The organism is Photobacterium sp. Ph5 (assembly GCF_022129445.1).
Classification (GTDB): domain Bacteria; phylum Pseudomonadota; class Gammaproteobacteria; order Enterobacterales; family Vibrionaceae; genus Photobacterium.
This window is the reverse complement of the sequence record NZ_JADQAQ010000001.1, coordinates 1-21319: the sequence shown is the minus strand read 5'-3', so window position 1 is coordinate 21319 and position 21319 is coordinate 1. Positions and strand designations below refer to the sequence as shown.

21 protein-coding genes and 1 other RNA gene are annotated in these 21319 nt (G+C 38.6%); 10 read left to right on the top strand and 12 right to left on the bottom strand.

Translation table 11 applies throughout. The features are described from left to right. Positions 1–188: 188 nt before the first annotated feature. Positions 189–2954, bottom strand: a complete 2766-nt coding sequence (locus tag I3259_RS00110; protein ID WP_238027764.1) for an insulinase family protein — start codon at positions 2952–2954, stop codon at positions 189–191. A 337-nt stretch (positions 2955–3291) separates the two neighbouring features. Between I3259_RS00110 and sixA the strand changes: the two genes are divergently transcribed. Both sixA and I3259_RS00100 read left to right on the top strand, forming a co-directional pair. After that, positions 3292–3762 (top strand): phosphohistidine phosphatase SixA, encoded by a 471-nt coding sequence (sixA, locus tag I3259_RS00105; RefSeq protein WP_238027763.1) that lies wholly within the window; start codon positions 3292–3294, stop codon positions 3760–3762. A gap of 33 nt (positions 3763–3795) precedes the next feature. Then, the gene (locus I3259_RS00100; RefSeq protein WP_238027762.1) at positions 3796–4158 is read left to right on the top strand and encodes a hypothetical protein; all 363 of its coding nucleotides are present in this window, start codon (positions 3796–3798) and stop codon (positions 4156–4158) included. Between the two features lie 57 nt (positions 4159–4215). On the opposite strand, the gene smrB is transcribed toward I3259_RS00100, so the two are convergent. Beyond that, positions 4216–4746 (bottom strand): endonuclease SmrB, encoded by a 531-nt coding sequence (gene smrB, locus I3259_RS00095; protein WP_238027761.1) that lies wholly within the window; start codon positions 4744–4746, stop codon positions 4216–4218. A 53-nt stretch (positions 4747–4799) separates the two neighbouring features. On the opposite strand from smrB, the gene prmB reads away from it, so the two are divergent. Continuing rightward, positions 4800–5732 (top strand): 50S ribosomal protein L3 N(5)-glutamine methyltransferase, encoded by a 933-nt coding sequence (gene prmB / locus I3259_RS00090; RefSeq protein ID WP_238027760.1) that lies wholly within the window; start codon positions 4800–4802, stop codon positions 5730–5732. Positions 5733–5823: 91 nt separating this feature from the next. Here prmB and queC read toward each other — a convergent pair whose 3' ends face one another. Then, entirely contained in the window at positions 5824–6519 is a 696-nt protein-coding gene (queC, locus tag I3259_RS00085) for a 7-cyano-7-deazaguanine synthase QueC (protein WP_045151047.1), read from the bottom strand. Between the two features lie 303 nt (positions 6520–6822). Next, on the bottom strand, positions 6823–7893 hold the full coding sequence (locus tag I3259_RS00080; RefSeq protein ID WP_238027759.1) for a PLP-dependent cysteine synthase family protein: 1071 nt from the start codon (positions 7891–7893) through the stop codon (positions 6823–6825). Positions 7894–8054: 161 nt separating this feature from the next. Here I3259_RS00080 and I3259_RS00075 point away from each other — a divergent pair, with 161 nt between their 5' ends. Beyond that, the gene (locus tag I3259_RS00075) at positions 8055–8516 is read left to right on the top strand and encodes an Lrp/AsnC family transcriptional regulator (protein WP_107205535.1); all 462 of its coding nucleotides are present in this window, start codon (positions 8055–8057) and stop codon (positions 8514–8516) included. 73 nt (positions 8517–8589) lie between these two features. On the opposite strand, the gene tesB is transcribed toward I3259_RS00075, so the two are convergent. Next, positions 8590–9447, bottom strand: coding sequence for an acyl-CoA thioesterase II (gene tesB, locus I3259_RS00070; RefSeq protein ID WP_238027758.1), 858 nt, complete (start codon positions 9445–9447; stop codon positions 8590–8592). A gap of 125 nt (positions 9448–9572) precedes the next feature. Here tesB and I3259_RS00065 point away from each other — a divergent pair, with 125 nt between their 5' ends. Then, positions 9573–9995, top strand: a complete 423-nt coding sequence (locus I3259_RS00065; RefSeq protein ID WP_238027757.1) for a YbaY family lipoprotein — start codon at positions 9573–9575, stop codon at positions 9993–9995. A 79-nt stretch (positions 9996–10074) separates the two neighbouring features. Here I3259_RS00065 and I3259_RS00060 read toward each other — a convergent pair whose 3' ends face one another. Beyond that, on the bottom strand, positions 10075–10386 hold the full coding sequence (locus I3259_RS00060) for an MGMT family protein (RefSeq protein WP_238027756.1): 312 nt from the start codon (positions 10384–10386) through the stop codon (positions 10075–10077). A 68-nt stretch (positions 10387–10454) separates the two neighbouring features. Between I3259_RS00060 and I3259_RS00055 the strand changes: the two genes are divergently transcribed. The 3 genes from I3259_RS00055 to I3259_RS00045 all read left to right on the top strand — a co-directional run bounded on the left by I3259_RS00055 (position 10455) and on the right by I3259_RS00045 (position 12480). Beyond that, on the top strand, positions 10455–11189 hold the full coding sequence (locus I3259_RS00055) for a hypothetical protein (protein WP_238027755.1): 735 nt from the start codon (positions 10455–10457) through the stop codon (positions 11187–11189). A 161-nt stretch (positions 11190–11350) separates the two neighbouring features. Continuing rightward, positions 11351–11447, top strand: an RNA gene (gene ffs, locus I3259_RS00050) — signal recognition particle sRNA small type. A 544-nt stretch (positions 11448–11991) separates the two neighbouring features. Then, positions 11992–12480, top strand: coding sequence for a hypothetical protein (locus I3259_RS00045; RefSeq protein WP_238027754.1), 489 nt, complete (start codon positions 11992–11994; stop codon positions 12478–12480). A 94-nt stretch (positions 12481–12574) separates the two neighbouring features. On the opposite strand, the gene I3259_RS00040 is transcribed toward I3259_RS00045, so the two are convergent. The 6 genes from I3259_RS00040 to dinG all read right to left on the bottom strand — a co-directional run bounded on the left by I3259_RS00040 (position 12575) and on the right by dinG (position 18816). Then, complete coding sequence (locus tag I3259_RS00040; protein ID WP_238027753.1) at positions 12575–14122, bottom strand: EAL domain-containing protein; 1548 nt, start codon at positions 14120–14122, stop codon at positions 12575–12577. A gap of 158 nt (positions 14123–14280) precedes the next feature. Further along, the gene (gene rsmS / locus I3259_RS00035; protein ID WP_238027752.1) at positions 14281–14439 is read right to left on the bottom strand and encodes a pleiotropic regulatory protein RsmS; all 159 of its coding nucleotides are present in this window, start codon (positions 14437–14439) and stop codon (positions 14281–14283) included. Between the two features lie 15 nt (positions 14440–14454). Beyond that, positions 14455–15363, bottom strand: a complete 909-nt coding sequence (locus tag I3259_RS00030; protein ID WP_238027751.1) for a histone deacetylase — start codon at positions 15361–15363, stop codon at positions 14455–14457. Positions 15364–15365: 2 nt separating this feature from the next. Then, a complete protein-coding gene (locus I3259_RS00025; protein ID WP_238027750.1) occupies positions 15366–15917 on the bottom strand; it encodes a primosomal replication protein in 552 nt (183 codons plus the stop codon). Positions 15918–15943: 26 nt separating this feature from the next. Further along, the gene (locus I3259_RS00020) at positions 15944–16717 is read right to left on the bottom strand and encodes a TSUP family transporter (RefSeq protein ID WP_238027749.1); all 774 of its coding nucleotides are present in this window, start codon (positions 16715–16717) and stop codon (positions 15944–15946) included. Positions 16718–16737: 20 nt separating this feature from the next. Then, on the bottom strand, positions 16738–18816 hold the full coding sequence (gene dinG, locus I3259_RS00015) for an ATP-dependent DNA helicase DinG (RefSeq protein ID WP_238027748.1): 2079 nt from the start codon (positions 18814–18816) through the stop codon (positions 16738–16740). Between the two features lie 690 nt (positions 18817–19506). Here dinG and I3259_RS00010 point away from each other — a divergent pair. Both I3259_RS00010 and I3259_RS00005 read left to right on the top strand, forming a co-directional pair. After that, positions 19507–20457 (top strand): porin, encoded by a 951-nt coding sequence (locus I3259_RS00010; RefSeq protein ID WP_238027747.1) that lies wholly within the window; start codon positions 19507–19509, stop codon positions 20455–20457. A 130-nt stretch (positions 20458–20587) separates the two neighbouring features. Next, positions 20588–21223 carry a DUF2057 domain-containing protein gene (locus tag I3259_RS00005; RefSeq protein ID WP_238027746.1) on the top strand — a complete coding sequence of 212 codons (636 nt, stop codon included), beginning with the start codon at positions 20588–20590 and terminating at the stop codon, positions 21221–21223. Positions 21224–21319 lie beyond the last annotated feature (96 nt).

Below are 21319 nucleotides of genomic sequence, written 5' to 3'. Positions count from 1 at the left end.
AATAAACGCATAGCAATCAAATGCATAGCTTTATATTGTTGTTTAATCTTATTATGAGTATGGCGGGAAAATATAATAAATAGCTAATGAAAATTGGCGAAAAAAGCCATATTTAACATTTATTTGTAAATACGGCTTGTTATTTAGGCAACGATCTTAATTTTTATACAGCCTTGGTGGCTTTACTATTAATAAGCTTGGCGTTGAAATTCTTCTACTGATTCAATAGGTTGACCTATTTCTAAAGGTTCGGAATCACTATGTGCGTTGCCTTTATAGTACATGACCAACCTATTTGCGGTTCTTGGCTTTATGGTATCAACAATAAATTTGATCATATCAACACGATCTAATTGTTTAAGCGCATCAACAACACGTTGACGTTGTTGGAAAGTTTCATCTTTATTACCGATGCTTACCCAAAAGCGTTGAGCACGAGATCGTAAATTAGTATCTGGCTCTGAAATTTGTGCAATTAACCCTTGTTTACTGTCTTGCCATTGCGCTTCATTCAATTCTAGTAACACGAGAGCAAAAGCATTGGTGAAATCATCAATGGCTTCTAATAAATAACTTGGATCAGCAACCGGTGATTGAATATATAAAATCAATCCAGGGTGACGATTTAATGGGAGGTTGGCTGTTCCTACCATATAACCCAGTTGTTGTTTCGTTCGTAGTTCATGGAAGAACGTGGTCGACATTAAATGATTAGCTAACGTATAAATTGCAATTTGCTCTGGTGTGGTTTCCTGAGATTGGTAATACATTAAGATTGCAGAATCTTCATGATTACAATCTAACTCATACGTTAATGTGCCTGCATTGTCTAAATGTACCAGCGGGCGTTGTGATTCACCATAAAGTTGGTCAGTCACTCGAAATGCATCTTTTAACATTTCAGCGAGTGCTAACGCATCTTTTTTTAGCCAATTACCATACACAAAGGTATCAATATGAAGCTCTGCAAACATTTCATCAACAAAGCTCGGTAGCTCATTTAACTCAATTGATTCTAACGCTTCGATCATGACAGGGTAGGGCGGATTATTGGGTTGCAGTAATCCTGTTAGCTGATTAAACAATTGTGAAATGGGTTTATCTTCAGCTGCATTTCGCCAATTACGTAACATTTGTGCTTTAATATTGGTAAAACGATCTTTATCAAACGTGCGTCCAGCAAAGCGTTCAAGTATCAGTTTCATAAGTAAAGGCTGTTTTTCACTAAAGCCTGATAGTTGAAGCGTTACTCCCCCTTGATGAGCATAAAGATTATAAGACATGCCCGCTATTTCAGCGGGATAAGCGTTCTCATTAATGGCTTCTAAGAGCATTTCAACACATAGGCGAGTTTTCACAATATTACGTGGTGAACTCACTGCATGCGGGCTATCAATGGCAACATAAACTACCCCTTTAGGAACACGGAAATCATGTTCTTGTTTGTGCCATAAACGAAACCCCGGTAGATCTTGAATTAACTGGGGAGCTAATTCAGAACCGGCTTCAAGCGGTAAAGGCTCAAAGTTATCGCAAAGATAAATATTGCGTTCTGGTAATGTTAACTCAGGATCCAGTTCGATATTTTGCCATAATGCTTTTTGCTTTGTAGTAAACGGTGTTACTGAGTAAGGCGTGTCATACCATTGCGCGGTACGATCATAATGACCACCTTGAGCGACCAGTGTTAAACGCATATTGGTCGGCTCAAGATAATCTAAGATCTGCTCAATTAGCGTTTGATCGTATTGCTCCATCATATAATCACCGTAGATGATATCTTCCGGTTTATAATGCAACAGATTTAAAACCAAATAACTGACAGTATCTAATGGACGGCTTTTTTCTTGATATCGGAAAGCCATTTCAAGAACTGCTTTCTTCTCTTGTTGTCGCCATTGAGCTAAGCCATGTAGCTTAATGAGTTTAAGACACTGAAAAACGCTAGTGACTATCTCGTCAATGTGATCTTGACCTTTCGGTGTTAAATTCAAACCTACGGTAAATTCTCTGAAGTTACTGCCGCTAACACCACCACCGGCGGTTAACGTATTAATAAAGCCTCGTTTTTTGAGAACTGACATCAAACTACCTTGACCTTCATTGCCTAGTAAATGGGCAATATAAGATAAAGGTTTAGCGGTATAAAATTCATCAACACATGGTAGCGAAAATGACAGCGTTAACTTTCGTAGCTCTTTTATTGGTTCAATTTGAATAAATTGTTGTTGTTCTTTTTCGGTCACAAACGCCGTAGTAAGCGGTGTTTTTACCACATCTGTTTTTGGAATATGGCTAAAAAAGTCATTCGTGAATTGTTCTAATTCATCTAATGACTGGGGGCCTAATAAGACTAAGCCCATCACATCCGCAGAGTAATGTTGATGATAAAAAGCTAATAAATCATCACGTACGGATTTGCCATCACGATCGTCTAGTGTCGTAAGATCACCGACTGAAAATTTAGCAAAAGGGTGCTCTTGATTAATGGTTTCTTTTTGTACTTGATAAAGGCGACGAACATCATCTTTTATTTTTAATTTATATTCAGAATCAACGGCTTGTCTTTCTTTATCAACGGCTTCTTCATTAAATAATGGTGCAGTGAAAAACTGCCCAAAACGATCTAATCCTTCTTTAAAAGCATGGGGGCTGACTTCAAAGAAAAATGTTGTGTTTTCTGTTCCTGTCCATGCATTGTTACTGCCGCCACTACGATTGATAAAGGTTTGAAATTCTCCAACACGTGGATATTTTTCAGTACCTAAAAACAGCATATGTTCGAGAAAGTGCGCCATACCTTGACGATCAACAGGATCGTCAAAATGACCAATTTCGACGGATAAGGCAGCAGCAGAGCGAGGCGCTTCAGCATCATGAACGAGCAATACGCGTAGCTCATTCGCTAAAGTAAGATAGCGATACTGCTTGTGATCATTTGGGCTTATATGCACAGGAAGAGCCTATTTTTAAAGGAGAATTGGATCAATTATGACCTCCAATACACAGACTGGCAAACTGATAGTTAACTTTATTTACTGAGTTATGAATGTGATATGAAAACCTAACGTCAAGGCTTAATCCTGTTTTAAGAAATGAATTGTTCAGGTTGGCTAACCTTGTCACGGATTCGTTATCAAATTTGCGTAAGGAGTATGCGATATGAAAGGGAGTTGCTAGCATGAAAAGAGATACGTTGAAAAAAATGCATTAGCATGTCAAATAGTAATAAAATAGCCTCATGATTATGACTGATTGAACGACCTGTTTAACGAAGAGAAACGGAAACTTATGCGAATTTATATTATGCGTCACGGTGAAGCTGAAAATTTTGCTGCAAGTGATGCAGAGCGCCCGTTAACAGAGCGCGGTTCACGCCAATCAAAACAGATGGCGGAAATGCTAGCCCAGCAACTAGATCAACCATTAGATACTGTGCTAGTGAGTACGTATTTACGCGCACAACAAACATGGCAATGTATGGAAAGCGTATTATCGGGTGTTGCAAATGTTCAAGTGAGTGATGAGATCACCCCTTATGGCGATGCTGCAACGGTAGTCGAGTATGTAAAAGCAATGATCGGGGTTGAGAAACCACAATCGGTGCTGTTGGTTTCACATTTGCCTCTTGTGGGATATTTAACTTCAGAGTTGGTGGCCGGTATACAGCCCCCAATGTTTAGCACTTCAGCCATTGCTGCGATTGATTATGATCCTGAAATGGACCGAGCAGAATTTATTTGGCAAAACGTACCGCAATAATATGGTTTTGAAAACAATAGGTAAGTGTTAGTTATGATGAAAGTTTCGTTTATTTCTTTTCTTACTTCGATATTGTTAATGGGGTGCGCGCCGACGGCTGAGCCAATACGTATTTCAGCAAATGGAATGATCAAGTGGTCGGATGGACGAAAAGAAGGCATGCATGTATCGAGTACAGGTAGCACACTGACTTTTGCTAATTATTCCAATGCGATTGGTGAAGGGCCTATTCGTATTTTTGCCCGTATTGATAGTGCACGAAATGATGACTGTGAATACTTTTACGATGAAACAGTGATTAAACGACGTTTAAAAATATGCGCCACGGGAGAAGTGACGCTATTTAATCACGGTAAAGTAGTGAAGGTTGGACATATAGTAAAACCAAGCTATTAAAATAGAACAACCGAGTAAGTGATATTGCGATATAAATCTTGCTTACTCGATGTTCATTTATCTTTCAGGTATTTCGATAAGCACTAATAATGCGCCATTACCACCAAATTCAAGCGGAGCTTGGTGAAAAGCGAGTACATCCGGATGTTGAGCCAACCACATCGGCGCTTTTTGTTTCAAAATATGCTTTCCGATACCGTGCATCACACACGCACAAGACACATTTTCTTTAATACACGCTGCAATCATAGCGGCGAGTTCTCGCTTGGCTTCTTGTTGTGTCATTCCGTGCATATCTAAGTAAATGTCAGGTACATAAACGCCACGACGTAATTTTTTTACTTCATACTTAGAGACACCATCGCGCGCATATTGTACTGGGCCATTTTCATTAAGATGAGGCTCAAACTCATCTGAGAAATAAAATTCATGGTTTTGACTTTCTTTGCCCATGACTTTTGCTTTATCAGCTTTTGAAGTCTGTTTGCGTGGCGTGATTATGGTATCATGCGAAAACTTTTTTACGCCTTTTATCGCATCTTTGAAGAGAGCAATCTCTTCATCAAAGTTTGGATCTTTTTTACTCATAATGAAATTCCAACAACTATATAGCGGTAATGTCGCGTTTTTCGGAGGCTATTTTGGATAAGATTTTTGTCGACGAAGCTGTCAACGAACTTCATACATTGCAAGACATGTTACGTTGGACGGTAAGTCGTTTCAATGCCGCAGGTCTATTTTATGGTCACGGTACCGATAATGCGTGGGATGAAGCGGTTCAGCTTGTTCTTCCTACATTGTATTTACCGTTAGATGTTCCACCTGAAGTTCGAGATTCTCGTTTAACTCGTAGTGAGCGTCAGCGTATTGTTGAGCGCGTTATTCGCCGTATCGATGATCGCACACCTGTATCATACCTCACTAATATTGCTTATTTCTGTGGTATGGAATTCTTCGTTGATGAGCGTGTTCTTATTCCACGTTCTCCGATTGGCGAATTGATTGAAAACCGTTTTGAACCACTTTTAAGCCAAGAGCCTACACGTATCATGGATTTATGTACGGGTAGTGGTTGTATTGGTATTGCGTGTGCACACATGTTCCCAGAAGCGGAAGTGGATATCGTTGATATTTCACCTGAGGCGCTGGCTGTTGCAGAGCAGAATATCGCTGATCACGGTTTAGAGCAACAAGTGATCCCACTTCGTTCTGATTTGCTTCGTGATGTTCCAAAAGATAAGTATGACTTTATCGTGTCTAATCCACCGTATGTGGATCAAGAAGATATGGATAGTCTACCTGATGAGTTCCGTCATGAGCCTGAACTTGGTCTTGCGGCAGGGTTTGATGGTTTAGATTTAGTGCGTTGTATTTTAGCGAATGCACCTGATTATCTAAAAGATGACGGCTTCTTGATCTGTGAAGTGGGTAACTCCATGATCCACATGGAAGATCAATATCCGCATATTCCATTCACATGGTTAGAGTTTGAAAATGGTGGTCACGGTGTGTTTATGTTAACACGTGATCAGCTTGTTGATTGTGCCGATGATTTTGCCGCTTTTCGCGATTAATTAAAGCGCAGTTAAACACGATTAAGAAAAACGGCATGGTGGTTACTTTCTCAGTATCATCATGCCGTTTTTATATGTCACTCAGTGGTTATTATGCTTGCTGCGCTTGCTTTTCTTTCAGAGCGTTCATCACAGTGGCTTTGTGATCTAAGTAATCATTAAGTCCTGCTCGACGCAAATCACAAGATGGACAATCACCACAACCGTCACCAATAATACCGTTATAGCAAGTCAGTGTTTTTTCACGAACGTAGTCTAGTTTTTGGTATTGATCTGCTAATGCCCATGTTTCAGCTTTGTTGAGCCACATTAATGGCGTTGCAATCGTTAATGGACGATCCATACCAAGCACTAAAGATTGGTTTAATGACTTAACAAATTCATCACGGCAATCAGGGTAGCCAGAAAAGTCGGTTTCACATACACCAGTAATAACGGTTTCCGCACCAATTTGGTAGGCGTAAATACCAGCCAATGTTAAAAATAGGATATTACGACCAGGAACAAAGGAATTTGGTAACCCGTTTTCTTGTAATTCATGAGAAACAGCAATATTGTCACGCGTTAATGAACTAATCGCTAATTCATTTAATAAACCGACATCCATTACTTTATGCGCTGTTACGCCAAGATCTTTGGCAATAGCTTCAGCCACTTCAATCTCTAGTTTATGGCGTTGACCATAATCAAAAGTAATGCAGTGAACTTCATCGTAATGTGCCAGAGCTTGAATAAGGCACGTAGTTGAATCTTGACCGCCACTGAAAACAACAACTGCTTTTGACATTTAAGTGATCCTTTTTGAAAAATTACCGAGAAACAGTCGGTAGATAAACATTCTTTAGAACGTTTATCTATGCTAACTCAGCTGTTGGTCTGTGCAAAGTTTTAGATGGCATCGACGAAAAAAAGCCGCACATAAAAGTGCGGCAAAAATAGCGTATCACGTTTAAAGATATTTCAAGCTAAGGCAAGTACTTGGTTTATCAACGTTCAACGCACACAGACACAAAGTTTAAAAAGGAGGGGGAGGCGCTGTGGCTAACCTCCCCAGGGGGTTGTTCGATTAAAGATTTATTGAGTTAGGGATTTACCATTGTCCCTGTTTTTCTAGTTGTTCTAATTGTTTGGTATAGGTAGATAAATCACCAATATTTTCTGTAATCCATTCTGGATTGTAGTAGGTGTCAAGGTAACGTTCACCACTGTCACAAAGTAGTGTAACAATTGAGCCTGTTTCACCTCGTTGCTTCATTTCTGCGGCAATTTGTAATACACCAAATAAATTAGTACCTGTAGATGCTCCCGCTTTTCGACCGATAATTTTTTCTAACCAGTGAATAGTTGCAACACTTGCCGCATCTGGGATCTTACGCATTTCATTGATCACATCAGGAATAAAGCTTGGTTCAACTCGAGGGCGACCAATACCTTCAATACGGCTACCTGTGTTGCCTGTGATCGTATTATCTCGATGCGTAAAGAAATCGTGGAACACTGAGTTCTCTGGATCAACAACACACAGTTGTGTTGGTTGCATTTGGTAACGAATATAACGACCAATTGTTGCTGATGTACCACCAGTACCAGGGCTCATTACAATCCAACTTGGGATAGGGAAGCGCTCTAACTTCATTTGGTCAAAAATACTGTTCGCAATATTGTTATTACCACGCCAGTCGGTAGCACGCTCAGCATAGGTGAATTGATCCATATAATGACCATTTAACTCTTTTGCTAAACGGCGAGATTCGTCATAAATCGCAGCAGGAGAATCAACAAAATGGGCGCTACCACCATAAAACTTAATTTGTTCTATTTTTTTACACGCTGTTTTACGTGGTACGACAGCAATAAATGGCAAACCAAGTAAACGTGCAAAATATGCTTCAGAAACTGCGGTACTACCTGATGAGGATTCAATGATCGGTGTACCTTCTTTAATCCAACCGTTACATAAAGCATATAGGAATAACGAACGAGCAAGACGGTGTTTTAAGCTTCCTGTCGGATGTGTGCTTTCATCTTTAAGATAAATATCAATACCGTCTAAGCTAGGTAACTCTAATTTAATTAAGTGGGTATCTGCTGAGCGTTGGTAATCGGCATCAATTTTACGAATGGCGTTATTAACCCATTGATTGTTTAGTTGTTGTGTCATAGCGTGACTCCACTGTATTGATTTTATTATTGTTGTTGTCTTTATGTTGATTGCTTAACAAGTATATTACCAAGTTACAGGGAAAAGTCTTTGCTTTGTTTTGCAATAAAACGATAAAATTTAGAAAATATTTCTATTTAATTGCTTATTGGTGGTACGGGATGTCAAGTTTAGATGCTGTAGATAGAACATTGCTGCGTTTGTTACAACAAGACGCAACGTTGGCGTTATCTGAATTAGCAGAAGCCGTTAATTTAACGACCACGCCATGCTGGAAAAGGCTAAAGCGTTTAGAAGAAGACGGCATATTACGTCAACGTGTTGCGCTATTAGATGCTGCAAAACTTGGATTATCTTTTATAGCATTTGTGCAGATTAAAACCAGTAATCATTCTAAAGAGTGGTATAACGGTTTTGTTCATACGGTTGAAGAGTTCCCAGAGGTAATGGAATTCTACCGTATGGCGGGTGATTATGATTACATGATGAAAGTACAAGTTGCAGATATGCAGGCTTTTGATCTGTTTTATAAGAAATTAGTGAACAGCATTGAGGGGCTAACGAATGTAACATCGACATTTGCAATGGAGCCCCTTAAATACACAACGGCATTACCGGTCTAAGGCTATATAATCAAGGCAGCTACTATTTATTACTAGTGGCTGCCTTGATTGCGTTAACATTCAGCCGATAAGTTTATCGTTGACGGATCAATCCTTCTTGTACTGCCGATGCGACGAGTTCACCTTCTTGGTTATAAATCTCACCACGAACAAGACCGCGAGAACCACTTGCTGAAGGGCTATCAATAGCATAAAGCAGCCATTCATCCATTTTGAATGGGCGGTGAAACCACATTGAATGATCAATTGTTGCGACTTGCATATTCGGACTAAATAATGTTACGCCATGTGGGTGCAGTGATGTTACAAGAAAGCCCCAATCAGATGCATAAGCCAATAGATAGTGATGAATATTCAGATCTTCTGGCATAGTGCCATTAGCTTTAATCCATAAATATTGTTTAGGCTCTGCAACTGTTGGTTTTAAGGGATTAATAACAGTTACTGGACGAACTTCAACTGGACGTTTTTTACCAAAGGTTTCCACTATTTTGGGAGGTAAATATTGCGCAATGGCATCAACAAGTTGAGTTTCAGACGCAAAACCTTCAGGTCCAGCTACATTGGGCATTGCTGATTGGTGATTAAATCCTTCTTCATTTGCTTGGTAAGAAGCCGTTAAGAAAAAAATAGGCTCGCCATTTTGGATCGCTTTTACACGACGAGTACTAAAGCTTTTACCATCACGTAATTTTTCCACATCATAAATGATAGGTTTTTCAGGATTACCTGGACGTAAAAAGTAGCTATGAAAGGAGTGTAAGTAGCGTTCTTTTTCTACCGTTTGCTTAGCTGCAGATAATGACTGACCAATCACTTGGCCACCATATACTTGCGGTAGGCCAAGGTTTTCACTTTGACCTCTGAAAAGATCAAGTTCAAGTTGTTCTAATTGTAGAAGATTGAGAAGTTCATTCAGTTCTTTACTCATCTAAACACCGTTAATTATGTTACTATCAGTATGATTTAGGGAAATCAAGTTCAAATAGAGATTGGATTGGTTTTATTATATTTGAGCTTTATAGCAATATAGATTAGGGATTAATAGAGAAGAATATGAAAAATTCTTTTGCATGGTTTGGGGTTTTGATTGCAGCGCTTGTGATCACCGCTTGTACTAACTTCATGCCGACCGACAGTGATGTTGGAACATTAAGTGGCACTGTGAGTTATCGTGAGCGTGTGGTGTTACCGAATAATGCACGCATTATTGTGTCATTGGTTGAACAGTCTACTCAAGCCGATCATGATACGAGTAAAGTTATCAGCCAACATTCATTTTTAGCTGAAGGTGAACAGCCACCTGTTTCTTTCACGTTGAATTATGTGAAAAGTAAATTAAAGCCAGATACCTTATATCGTGTTATTGCTAAGATTGAAATCAATGATGAAGTGTTATTCAGTAATCAATCAACAGCAGATTTGAGTATTGAACCGTTAAAAACGACACACCTAGATATTCCATTGGTGAAAGTGTAAGCCAACCGTTTTATACAAGATTAGCAATGCCCGATTTACTCTATTTCTTTTCATTGAAATAAGATGGTCGGGCATTTTGTTATTCAGGGTACCCATCCCAACGATATGCTTTAAGGCTTACTCGTCCTTGTTCTGTCACTAAAATGCCTTCATTACGCAACGCTTCTATTTGACGAACTCTACCGTCATCACATAATGAAATTTTTCCTTGGCTATTAATAACACGATGCCAAGGTAACGTTGAATTTTGGGGAAGGTTAGCGAGTAAGCGGCCGACTTGCCGTGCATAGCCAGGAAACCCTGAAAATTTAGCAATATCGCCATAAGTCGATATTTTACCAACAGGTATTTGATACACTTGGCTATAGATTTGGTGAGAAAAATCGTCCATATTTATAATTAGAGATGGAAAAATCCTATCTTTTCTTAAACAACAGGATAACGCAAGGAGGTGTTGCCATGTTGTATAAAACAATGCTGATCACTGTCACTCTATTATTAACCGTATTAGGGGTAAATGCCTTAGCGCACAGTCAAGGGGAGTTACCTATTCTTGCGCTTGCTATCCCTGCATTATGGTTGTTACCTCAAGGTGGGGTTGCTGCATGGTTATTATTAATCGGGTTAGGGGCATTTGGTTATGTGTTGCCTGAACAGCCTGTCGCGTTGTCTGTAAGTTTATTTATGATGTTACCCATTTTGATGATTTGCACCTCACCGAAGGGATGTTGGCAGCTAGGCTCATTGATGATTTCAATTGTATTAGCGATGAATGCTGGGTTAATGGCATTACAAGCAGAAGGTAAACTTCCAGGTTCAATTGGTGCGACTGTCATTCAAATTATTGGTATTACAATTATTTGGTTTGCTGCAAGAAGTTGGCGACCAATAGAAGGGAATACATGGTGGCCTATTATTCTGGTGATCCCTTTATGGGGTGGTGGTATGGAGCACGCCGCATTATTGTCTTTATGTGTAACCGGTATTATTGCGGCACTTCAGTCTTTAAATAAACTACATCTTGATGAGTGGATCCCCAAATTAGCATGTGTATTACCAGCTGTAGGCTTTGCTACGCTTGTTATCATGCCGCAATTTGATGTTGCTAACCCAATATTAGTGTCTTGGTTACTTGTACTTGGCGGAGGCTTGCTTGGTGAGTCACTATTAGAAGATCCCGAGGAAGAAGAGTAAGTTAAAAGAATGAAGGTGATGGTTTTATTTTCAATATCTTAGTGTTTGGATAAATAACGCACACTTAAACGATTGTTGTTATATAACGGCTTGCAATATCGATGCGCTTAATAGATAATCCTTTCCGTTCTCGCAAGAGACAAAGAATCTATGGAGGCCCCCATTGGTCCTCCCGCAACACTAACTTGTGAACTCGGCCAGGCCCGGAAGGGAGCAACCGCAGCAGGCGATGTGTGTGCCGGGATGTGGCTGGTGGGGGCTTCCACCCATCTGCAATTCCTGTTTTCCTATCTGTAATACTTTCAATTAATTACCTTAGATACATCATGTACTGAATACTATTTGTATAGTTATTAATAAATTCCTGTTTTGTATTTAGCTCCTTTCCTTGCGATTTCTATTTATTTCAACAACGGCGTATTAAGCGAAAGAGGCTTGCTATGCAGGGTTGATGATAAATTGACCAATCTATAATCATAAATCTTATGCCGATATAACATTAGGTGTAAATAGGATCACAAAATAATAGGTAATGTGTAATTGACTATAATTATTCATAGCAAATAACGAATAGCATGAGATAATAGCGCGAACTTTTTGTGGTGAGACAACTAGTTAACAAAATGTGGTTAAAAAGTGTGCGATTAATGCTTTATTTTTGTTAGTGAAAACGGCAGAATGGCCCCATATTTGAACTCGGTCACTCTATTTGAATTGAATTTTCATAAAACACATTGTTGTTTACCGAGTTGGTGATACTGTCTCGCCGCATTCCGAATTCCTAAAGTAAAAGGTTACAAATATGTCTGATGTACCAGAGTCTGTTGCAAATATTGCTGCTGTCGCTCAGCCGGTTGCTGAGTCTTCAGGTTCAGTGTGGGGTTATGTAGCAGGTGGCGTGGTTTTACTAATCATTGCCGGTATTTATGGTTATAAGAAAATTAACCAACCTGCATTTGTGATTAAGCAGGTACGTAAGAAAAACCTGAAAGAAATGAAAAAGCAGGGCATTGAAAACTCTGAATTTATGGTAGATATGGATAAGCTACTAGAGTCAATGCTTGCGTACACGACTGAAAATAAAATGAAAGGTGCAGACGTTGTAACGTTGTTGAAGCCTTTAAACGATAAAGATCGTGTTAAAACACCGAAAGATATGTATAACTCTATGATTTATATTGCTAATGAAATTAAAGATACATCATTGGCAAAAGAGTTTAAAAACAAATCTAAGCAAGTTAAATCGAGCTCTGCATTAATGGCTGGCTTGTTAAAGCGTGCTGGTATCTAATTGATACAAATATATATTCTAAGGGCTGATGATAATCAGCCCTTTTTTATTGTTTAGAGTTACAACAATAGTCAATATGAACAATTCTCAGTGTTTACGTATCCATGATAGGGCCGTGATACTTTAAAGAAACGTATCTTTGATTGATCTTTTTGTTCGTTAATAATCGCTTATGGTCATGTTCTTTTTGGAATGATGTAAAGCCATTTTGTGTTGTTGGAGGGCTAAAATAGAAACCTTGTGTATAATCGACAGATAGTGATTTTAATTTATTGAGTTGTGTTTCTGTTTCAACACCTTCAGCGACTAATTTACACTGTAGCTCTTTGCCGAGCGAGGCGATGTTGTTCAGTATTGAACTGGTAATAGCATCTGTATCAGCTGAATTTACAAATAGCTTATCTATCTTAATAATATCAAAATTAAGTTCTTTTAGACTTGATAGACTTGAATAGCCCGTACCGAAATCATCAAGTGCCCAACGAACGCCTAAGTCACGAAAACGTTGCATGATCTTATCTAACTTGATAAATGCATTGGTTGTATTTTCTCTTTCTGTCATTTCGAACACTAAACCATTCTGTAATGTTGAGTTACGTTTTATTAAAGCTATAACGTCATTAACAAAAATAGGATCGCTGAGCATAGACAAGGTGACGTTAATTGAAACATAAAAGTCGTTATTACCTTGAGATATTAGTGGCTTATCAACAGATAGTTGCTTTAATAGCTGTAAAGTAATCGGTTTTATTTGGCCATTTGATTCAACCTTTGTAATAAATTGATTAGGCGAAATTAATTGTTTATGGCGATAGGACCAACGGCACAATAATTCAGCCCCCATAATTTGATGGGTTTTATTACAGACGATAGGTTGATAATAAGGAATGAATTCATTATTTTTTATTGCTCTATCTATATCTTTTCTAAATGAAAAGTTCTTTGTTTGAATATAATTAGCAATAAGAATGATGATCATACTTAAAATAAAAATAAAAGCAGATAATGAGCCAATGCCTAATAATACTTGAGAGGGTTTTGCACCTACAATCACAGTAAAAGGAAATTGAGCGGAATGGTAGGACTTATGAAATAGGAAGTCTTTTTTATTATTAATCAGTATATTATTGTTTTCTGTTACAACATAACCACGTAAATATTCATCAGCATTTGTTAACCAGTCATCCATATAACGAGCATTGATAAATAACTGATAAAACCCCTTGCGGCCCTTAACCACAAGATGCAGTTCATCGATTTTATTTAATGAGCTTCGTTTGCGATAAAGTAATGGTAATTTTTCTTTTTTTAATCTTTCAATAAGGCTTGGGGAAATAGTGCCGTGCAGATCGGCATTGCGGTCTGAATAGATATAATTGTTATTTTGAAAGTATGCAACGCTGCGTAGTGAGCGTGAGGAAAGTACGAGTGTGACTAAATCACTCATGCTTTTCGCATCAGTTTGATTTTCTGGTAGATGTAAAACGTTATAAGTTAGTTTATTTAAATTTTTATTCAGTGCAAGTGCAATGTCTTTGCTTAAATTATCACATCTTACATTTAAGTATGTAAATGTAATTGGAGTAGCAATTAAAAGAGCCAAAAGGGCTAATTGAAACATTTTTTTGACAGTAAAAGACATAATAAAATTTGCTGAATACCTTAATATAACGATTAAAAATGAGTAATACGTTATAGTATACTATTCCCATTAGGAATATTAATTAAAGTCGATAAAAGATGCTTGTTGTTATGATTTGTATTTTTTATCAATCCAGCAATTCATTAAGATCCAAACGGTTATATTTTACTCTCAAAATCTTTACGAACAATTTCTAATGCTGCAAGTACAATATTAGGGGCTATTTCATTACTTTCTAGTAAATAAATTAAATCGACGGCAAGTTTGATTTCTTCTGGTGCATTTTCTAATGTATTTGTGGTTTGGTTATCAGACATAATTTCTCTTTATAACTACTCGTGATGAACTGCTAATGCGGCATGGATAAGTTGTAAGTGTAGCTCGACTAAATCTTGATGATTTTTTCTATATCCACCGCCAATGACTGCGGCTACTGGGATATTTTGAGTTTGGCATTGCGATAAAATATAGTGATCTCGATGATATAAACCATCTTTTGATACGTTAAAGTATCCCAATTCATCGTGCTGGTGGATATCTACACCTGCATCGTAAATTACTAGATCAGGTTGATGTAGAGCAAGTGCTAATGGTAAAACACCTTGTAGCGCTGCAAGGTAATCGCTTGTTGACGTCTCTCTTTCTAAAGCCAGATCAAAATCTGAATTGGGCTTGCGCGCTGGGAAGTTTTTATCACAATGAACAGAAAAAGTAATAACGTCAGGCTCGTTGGCAAGTAAGGTGGCCGTACCGTCACCATGATGGACATCACAATCGATAATCATGACCTTGTCTATATGAGGGTAGGACAAAGCATGTTTAGCAGCGATGGCTAAGTCATTAAATAAACAAAAACCGCTACCAAAATCATAGTGGGCGTGATGATAACCGCCACTTAAATGAATGGCGATACCATGCTCAAGTGCTAAATCGACAGTGAGTTGTGTTCCCCCCGTTGAAAATAGAGTTCGAGTAATTAATGCTTCACTCCAAGGAAATCCTATACGTCGCATTTTTGCCGCAGGAAGGCGATTGTAAAGTAAAGCATCAACATAATCAGTATCATGGAGGCTTTTGATTGTTTCGATACTTGCTTTACTGGGTTGGTGAATACTCACATTAGGTTGTAATTCTGAGTGAAAAATAGCCTCGTATAGCAACCGATATTTATTAATCGGATAGCGGTGTTTTTCTGGTAAGGTCAGAGCTGAATATTGTGAATGGTAAATCAGAGGCAGCATTATTAGCCTTTTCTCTCTCTGTTACTGATATCAGTTTCTATTTTTATTAAGGCGGCTTGGCAGCGACTTATCCTACCTTCAAGCGCAAGAATTTCTTTTTGTAGTTGTTGTTGCTCAAACTGTGAAGCACAACGAGTCATTAATAACTCTTTATCACGTAGCATGGCTTTTAAGCGACGTTCCCAATCTTTATGTTGATTAAGATCCTGATAGATCTCATTGATAGGTCTGCGCCATGCCGCTTGATTTTTTGGTTCTTTCTTACGAATGTTTAGCGTGGCTAATTCACGTTGAATGGCTTGAATTTGGCTAACAATACGTTCGCAAAGGTGCTGAGTTCTTGCTGGTAGTAAACGCCCAGCTTGCTGTTCTCGTTGTAGTAGTTGTAGTTCATTGTGAACTTCATTAACACAAGGTGTGAGCAGTTTACTTCTTGTTTTAAAAAGCGTTTCATCAAACAGTGGTTTAAATGATTCACCACGTTTGCGATCAACCTCTGCTGCTTGTTGCTTTAATTGTTCAATCAGTGAAATAAGACGAGATAAATCAATCATAGAGAAACCTTGTATTGCAAGCTAAGTTAAAACCAAGCTTGCCAAGCCAGTTTGATTGCAAGGATCAAAACTACAGTGACAAACACGGGGCGAATAAATTTAGCACCAAAACGGATGGCAGAATGAGCGCCAATGTAAGCACCGAGCATTAAACATATCCCCATCGTTAAACCTAGTGCAAAATTGACTTGCCCTAAAACAATGAAAGTAACTAATGAAGTAATGTTACTGGTGAAATTCATTGCTTTAGCAAGGCCACATGCACGTAGCATGTCTAACCGATATAGAATCATGCTTGATACCGTCCAAAAAGCACCGGTTCCAGGACCTGCAATGCCATCATAAAAACCAATACTTGTACCTTGTAGCCATTGCTTAAGTTTCAGCATTGGAGTAATAGGTGGTAATACGTATTGCTCTTCTTTTGGCTGCGGATGCCAAATGGTATAAATAGCAACGGCAAAAATAAGCAGAGGTAAGCCTTTTTCCAACCATTCGCTGCTGATCAGATTAATAATTAAGGTGCCCGTTATCGCACCAATAAACGTAGCAATAAAGGAAGCAAGCCAAAAACGTGGTGAGAATAGGTTTTTTTTGTAATAGGTCCAAGCGGCTGTTGCTGAAGCAAAGCTGGCTGCGAGTTTATTTGTACCTAGCGCAATATGTGGCGGTAGTCCTAATGAAAGCAAAGCAGGAACGGTGAGCATTCCACCACCGCCTGCAACCGCATCGATAAAGCCAGCTGCGAGGGCAATAATACCGAGTATCAGTAAGGTACTCGGTTCTATCATCTCAATCATTAATTATTCTTTTTATTCATTTAGTTATATTCAATAACCCGTTTAAAAGGAGGCAGAGAGTCTAATAATGATTTTCCGTATCGACGGGTAATAATTCGACGGTCTAAGATTACTACTCTACCAGAGTCTTCTTCTTTTCGCAGTAAGCGACCGACGGATTGAATCAGCTTTTTACTGGCTTCTGGTACTGAAATTTGTAAGAAGGGATTTCCGCCTCGGCTTTCAATGTATTCCGCGTGGGCTTCTTCGACTGGTGATGTAGGTACTGCAAACGGAATTTTGGTAATAATTAAGTTTGTTAGTAAATCACCAGGTAAATCAAGACCTTCTGAAAAACTTCCTGTACCAAATAAGATACTAGGTTTACCGTTCTTACAGTTTTCTTTATGTTTTCTTAGTGTTTCATTACGCGATTCTTCGCCTTGAACTAATAATTCCCATTTGTTCTTTTTCGCAAGCGGACGTAACGCATCGGCAACTTTATTCATTTGCCAATAAGAAGAGAACAACACCAAACTTGCGGTTTCACCTTCAAGATATTCGGGTAATATCTCAATTAATAAGTCAGTGAATGCTTCTGCTTGTGGCTCCATTTTTAACGAGGGGATCACTAGACGGGCATTGTTTTGATAATCAAATGGAGATGCGAGCGCTAAAAAGCGTGTTCCATCGGATTCTGAAACGCCAGCTTGACGACAGAAGAAATTAAATTGGTTTAAAGCACGTAAGGTTGCTGAAACTAAAATAGATCCTGCAGCGCGACTCCAAAGTAGCTGATCTAACCGATAACCGACTTCAAGCGGTGAAACTTCAATAATATAGTCATTTTCTCGTTCAGGACTTTTTTCTATCCAACGAGCTAACGGAGCGCCTTTTTTATTGTTTGGTTGCGCCATCAGTGTCCAGACTTTTTCAAGGTTTTCCACGCGTTGTAGATAAAAACCGACTTCAGTAAGTGCTTGCTCACCTAATCGAGGAATAATTTCGTTTTCTTTCGTACGCTCGGAGATTAAATCTTGGATCTTACCCAATGATTGCATGACCTTTTTACTGGCTTCTTTACAGCCTTTCGCTTCTTCTTCTAACCATTGTGGTAATTCACCATGCTCAAAACGATACACGCCATCTTTATTAAAAATAGCGGGATCAATATTGTTGGCAATCTGACTTAATGTTGGGATTAAGTGCTGGATGTTATCTTGTATTGCATTCTGAAAGCGATTAGCTTTTTGATAGTCAGCGAGCTCTGCGTATTTACTTACACTTTGATTGAGTTTTTCAAGCCAACTAGCCGCGCCTTTCAAACTCGCAGCGGCAGATGAGAAATCGCGTGCGACTTGTGGCAGGTGGTGAGCTTCATCAATCACATAAATGGTTTGTTCTGGTTCAGGTAAAATTACACCACCACCAAGCTCAATATCTGCCATTAACAGAGCATGGTTTGCCACAATAACATCTGCTTTATCTAAGTGCTCACGTGCTTTAGCAAAAGGGCATGTACGATGTTTAGGCATACCGGCATGACAGCTATGTTTATCCGCCATGATTTGCATCCAAACACGATCGGGAATCGTTGTCGGCCAACTGTCTCTGTCGCCATCCCATTTCTTTTGCTCGGTTGCCTTTAGCATTCGCTTTAGTAGATCGAGATCAGATTTTTTCGGTTTTTCTTCCCACATAGCGAGTTGAGGATCACCATCAGGTGAACAGCACGCTTCTAACTTATGGTTACAGCAATAGCGTTGACGCCCTTTGGCGAGAATAAAACTGAATTCTTTCGGAAAAATTTGATTAAACAACGGGAGATCTTTGTTGATTAGCTGTTCTTGCAGCGCAACGGTCGCAGTCGAGATCAATAGCTTTTTATTATTGAATAACGCGAAAGGGATACCACCAAGTAAATAGGCTAAAGATTTACCGATCCCTGTACCAGCCTCAGCCACTAACATTCGATTTTTTTTGTGGTATTCCCCAGCCAGCGTTTTTGCTATTTCTGACACCAAATAGTTTTGTGCGCGACGTGGAATAAAGTTATCTAGCTGTTTTCCTAAATTCTCATAGCACTGCTTGATATCGGTTTTTACTTGGCTGTGTAACATGGCTGAAATTTCATAATGGCAGGGGACGGCATTGTAGCATGAAGTATCAGTGTTCAAAGTGAATAACGTGGAGTGAGATAAAATTCAGGGTGATGAGCTGTGCATAAATGATGTGTTTATCTATGTGCTGATATTTAAGAAACAAAGATAACCACTTAATAAAGTATTAAATGTGGAATTACAGGAAAGTTGATTGTTGGGAATTTATCTGAGTGATTGGAGTGATAAACGGAAATAAATAATAGTTGTATTGTGCTTTGGATCACGATTACGAATAGATATCTGCAATATTAAATATCAGAAATGACGACTGGCAACGATCGTCCATCCATAATGTTTTTTAAAGTTTAAATGGCTTTAATGTCTATTTTATTGTTAGTTTTTTAGTTTTTTATTCTGTTTATTTACACTTTTTAATGGTTTAAATAAAAGAAAAAATGCCTTTTGAGAGTGTTTGTTATTTGTGTTTTGTAACGGTAACTGATTGAAAATTAAAATCGTTTTATGTTTTTTTATGTTTATTTTATGAAATTTGACAAAAATATTGAACTTCTGTCAGGATGCGAACCACGAACACTAACTCCTTGTTATTTTAGTTTTTTATGTTTTAGAACTGTTGTGTAACAAGGAGAATATAAACAGGAGTGCCAGGAAAGGTTCTCCATTAATAAGAAAGGCAGTGGATTTATCATGAAAAAGACTCTTTTAGCTCTTGCTGTAGTTGCAGCAGGTTCAGCAAACGCAGGCATCAACCTATACGACGCAAACGGTGTTAAAGTAGACCTATCTGGTGCTGCTGAAGTTCAATACCACCACGGTTACGATAAAGGTTCTAAAGGTGATATCCGTCTTGATGATGGTGATCTTTCATTCGACACTTCTGTAGCGATTTCTCAACAATTAAATGCACTAGCTAAAATTAGCTTTGAGTACGAGAACGAAGATGGCGATACAGATGGTAGCCGTGTTAAGAACTACGAGCTATACGCAGGGTTTAATGGCGATTTCGGTCAATTAACTTTCGGTCGTCAGTACTTAGTATTTGATGATGTTGGTATTGGCATGGACTACGAAGCTGGTATCGGTCTATCTCAAGCTAATAAAAATACTTTAGATGCTTTAACTAACTTCGATAATATCGCTAAGTACACATACGATAACGGTATGTTCTACGCTGGTATTTCTCATAAGTTTGATGACTCAGCTAAAGATAATTCAATCACTGATGGTCGTTTAGGTTTCCGTGTGGCTGGTCTTGATGCGCGTGTTTACTACATCGATTATGCAGCTGGTGAGCAAATTTGGAACCTAGAAGCAGAATACGCACTTAACTCTCTAGTTCTTGCTGCTTCTTATGGTCAAGGTGAAGTTGATAATATTCAAGGTAAAGCAACGCAACTTTCTCTAGCGGGTTCTTACACTCTAGATAAAACAACGTTTGCTCTAGGTTACAACCACATCACTGATGATCTACTTACTGCGAACCATGCTAAAGTTGATTTCGACAACGTATACGCTAACGTAACTCAACAACTACACAGCAACGTTAAAGTTTACGCAGAGCTAGGTTGGTTAGAAGCTAACCACCACGCTTACGATTACGACCTAAACTACACTGCAGGTCTAGAAGTTAAGTTCTAATTGTAGAATTAACTGTTAAGAAGCCGCCGCTTTGGCGGCTTTTTTTATTATTTAATTAAGTCGTTTCTATAACGATTATGGTTTGTGATCATTATCGACATGGCTTAAGGCGTATTAGTAGGGATATATAATGAAGAAAATCTTATTGTTCGCAGCATTATTTTCTGGTGCTGTTAATGCGGCAACACTATCGGTAGGTAATAATCTTGAGCTGTTGGTTGTCGATGGTAAGGAAGTAAAATCAGGTCGTTTTTCTCATGCTGAAAGTGTTGAATTATCTGAAGGTGAACACCAAGTAGTTGTTCGTTTTGATGGTGAAGTAAAGCGAGGCTCAAAGAAAGTCATTTATACAACGCGTCCATATCTTTTTGATGTCAATATGACCTCGCAAGATGCGGAAATCACCTTGCCACGTTTAACGACAGAATCACAAGCGAAAGCATACTTTGCACGTGATCCTCAGTGGACACTTGAAACTGCGACAGGCTCCACAACATTATCTGCTGTTGAATTGATTGGTGATGGCTTAGGTGCCTACAGTGATATTCCTGCACTTGTAGCTGAATACAATAAAAAGAATGGCATTATCATTGAAAATGGCACCCTGGTTGATTTACAGAAAACCGTAGTTGAAGTTGATGATAAAACAGGAAAAGTTCAAATTACAGGCGATGCGTTAACACAATTAAAGTTGTGGTATAGCAAGGCATCACAGGAAGAGAAAAAAACATTTAAAATTTGGATGGCCGAGCACGACTTTAGTTAAGCGTTGGTTATTTCAATAAAAAGCAAAAGGCAGCGATATTCGCCTGTCTCTTGATCACAAGTCATTGTGTTCAAGAGACTTAGCTAGCTCATATCC